The organism is Mesorhizobium sp. M4A.F.Ca.ET.050.02.1.1 (assembly GCF_003997725.1).
In the GTDB taxonomy this organism is placed as follows: Bacteria; Pseudomonadota; Alphaproteobacteria; order Rhizobiales; family Rhizobiaceae; genus Mesorhizobium.
The window spans coordinates 1-2,698 of the sequence record NZ_RZSG01000793.1 but is presented as its reverse complement, the minus strand read 5'-3'; the positions used below and the strand labels follow the sequence as shown (position 1 = coordinate 2,698).

4 protein-coding genes are annotated in these 2,698 nt (G+C 60.2%); 1 reads left to right on the top strand and 3 read right to left on the bottom strand.

Annotation, left to right across the window (positions count from 1 at the left end; genetic code table 11):
* The 3 genes from EOA33_RS31220 to EOA33_RS31210 form a co-directional block, all read right to left on the bottom strand.
* Window positions 1-429 (bottom strand): recombinase family protein (locus tag EOA33_RS31220; protein ID WP_145989385.1); only part of this gene is annotated, 429 nt, incomplete at its 3' end.
* Entirely contained in the window at window positions 426-701 is a 276-nt protein-coding gene (locus tag EOA33_RS31215; protein ID WP_190234423.1) for a hypothetical protein, read from the bottom strand. The genes EOA33_RS31215 and EOA33_RS31220, both read right to left, overlap by 4 nt.
* Before the next feature lie 301 nt (window positions 702-1,002).
* A complete protein-coding gene (locus EOA33_RS31210; protein ID WP_127407380.1) occupies window positions 1,003-1,716 on the bottom strand; it encodes a hypothetical protein in 714 nt (237 codons plus the stop codon).
* A 134-nt stretch (window positions 1,717-1,850) separates the two neighbouring features.
* On the opposite strand from EOA33_RS31210, the gene EOA33_RS40995 reads away from it, so the two are divergent.
* Entirely contained in the window at window positions 1,851-2,078 is a 228-nt protein-coding gene (locus tag EOA33_RS40995) for a helix-turn-helix domain-containing protein (protein WP_245482492.1), read from the top strand.
* The last annotated feature ends 620 nt before the right edge of the window (window positions 2,079-2,698 follow it).

Sequence of the window (2,698 nt, the reverse complement as noted above, 5' to 3'; positions counted from 1 at the left end):
CTTCTCCACCCTCCCCCGCAGGCCACGACGGGTCTTGAGGGCAAGATCCTTGAGGAACAGTGCATTCATCGTGCCCTTAAGGCCGACATGCAACTCGCTGATCTCGCCCTCGGCCAAGGTGACGATGGCAACGCCGGCGAATTTGAGATGCTTGAAGAGGGTGGCGACATCGGCCTGGTCGCGGCTGATGCGATCGAGCGCCTCGGCCACCACCACCTCAAAGCGGCCGCGCTGGGCATCGCGCACCAAATGCTGGATGCCGGGCCGCAACACGGTGCTGGCGCCGGAGATCGCCGCATCCTCATAGGTACACCCCACGCTCCAGCCCTGCCGCGCCGCCTGCTCGCGGCACAGCCTCAACTGGTCCTCGATGGAGGCATCCCGCTGACTGTCAGAAGAATAGCGGGCATAGAGTGCGACACGGGTCATGGCGGCAGATCCTCTCTCCAGTTCCCAAGGGGCTTACCATCCGGCTCCCTGCCCTCTCCCTCTCGGTGGCCCGGCCGATTGTCGTTGGCCGCCAGCCCCACCTCGAATGCCTCCCGCGCCAGTTGCCGGCCGATCAGCCGGGCGAGATCCACCACCACCCGATCCAGCCTGGCTGCTACCACGTGTTCAGGGCGACTTTCGGGGCGGATAAGATCGCCGTTGTCGTTCGCCGGAGCCAACGCCTGTGGCCCAGTCATGGTTTCCTTTGCCATCGCGGTCGCTCTCCCAATGGTGGATCGACCCGCCATCAGAGGCCTTAGGACAGCGAAGGAAAGCACAAAGTTCAAGTCGTAGGGCCACAGCGTGCAATGACTTGCGCGCTGCGGTTTCGTCTCCCGGCTTATCGCCAAGAGAGGCGATAGCGCTCAATTGAAGGGACACCGGTTGGCCGGGACTATCGTGCGTCCCAACTGGTTTCGGTGAGAGCACTTGCAGACACTCGAACACCTAAACCAGGGGGATTCCTTTGTCGTCTCCGCATTGGGCCGCCAGAGCACACCCACGCGATCGCCGTTACGGCGAAATCCCCGATACGCAAGCGCTTCCCTTGCACTCCTGATGCCTTCGCTGCGCGCATGATGCGATGATGGTAGTGGGATCAATGTGATGGTAGCGGGCGAGGTCATTGACCACCGACCGGATATGACGCCATGGGAAATCGTCTGAACCCTCCCAATGTTCACCGTAGCGCAGGATAACCAAGAGCTTTGCCAATACACCTTCAACGGAGCATGCCGGAGTCAGCGGCAGGTCATCCAAAAGCGCCTGTTCCGCCGCTTCCGATCTCTGTATTAGTTCGTCAGTTCTCGAAAACCCGATCTCGGCATCAGTAGCGTCCCAGTGCGCCTGATGTGCGGCTAGCTCCGAAAACGCCCTGACCCATGCCACTTCGTTTTCGGGAGAATAGAGTTCGTCGAGACTCTCGACGGAACGGACTGTCTTTTCCCCGCCGCCTGGAAGCTGCATCTTAGCACAGGGAAAGCCGATCGCTTCTACGAGATATGTCTCCAACTGCTGCTGTTGCCGGCATAGCACCAAGGTCGAGCGGTGGACCTCGTGCCAGCTATCACACAAGCGAAGAGCTGGATCTTCCTGCCGGCCCTTGATCGAAATAGGCTCGCGCGCCCGAGCGCCAAATGGCCACAGTCCAGCCACCGCAACAAGCTGCGTCATCAGCAGCCGCCGAGTGACGAAAGACAAAGGCGTGGTATTGTCGGAATCAGCCATGATCCGAGCTCCTAACAGCTGGGTTGTGGTCAGGCCGGATCGGTGTTGCGTCACCGTTCCGGCCGCTTAGTGCACTCATGAATACAGTTAGAGCAGCATATGAGCAACAAAAATCACTATATTATGGTGATCTTATGACGCCGGTCCAGTGTCGGATGGCCCGGGCCGCACTGGATTGGGGTGTCCTCGATCTTGCTAGAGAAGCGGATGTTTCAACACAGACGATTGTGCGCCTAGAACGAGGCGACGCGCTTAAACAGCCTACGCTCGATCGAATACGCGAGGCCTTCGAAGATGCCGGAGTGGAATTCATTCCGGAGAATAGCGGCGGCCTCGGTGTGCGCCTAGCCAAGCGGCCTTAGCGATGCCATGTTCGAACCCAGCTAAGTTCGAAGGCATCCTTGGTCGCTTTGCTGACTTTCAGTCCAAAATGGGGCCGGAAGCCGCCAGTCTGCTGACCGTCCATCGCGCACTCCGGAAGCGGGCGTCGACGCCGCAATCTCGATGCGGCACTACCCTTTTTTGACATGAGCGATCCAGGCTCGCAGTTCGCCGATTGCTAAGGCATCACGTCCGTCGACCATATTTCAGCCGCCCGCGGGAACCCGCGCTCGCCTCACGTCCCAGGTAATTGGCGACTGAGGTCCGATGGCCGCACGCATAGGTCTGGGCACAGGAAACAACGGCGCGCCAGTTCATTGGTAGCAGTCGCAGGAGATTATCCCCTCCATCTGCGGTAACCCTGAACTGCCCGCCGCTAACTCCTTGGCGGCGGGCCTTTTGGATCTGACTCTGAAATCCTGCGGAGAGGCCAGCCACCCGAACCGAGAAAAGCGCGGGGGATGCGCCTGTAAGGCGAAACCCGCTGCCGAGGGGACAGCAGCGGGCTTGGCTTCAAGGCTAGCCGGAAGAGGGGATTGGGACACAAGGGCATCCGGCCAGCCCTTTCAACGAGGGTGGCGATCGTTTGTTCCCATGCCGT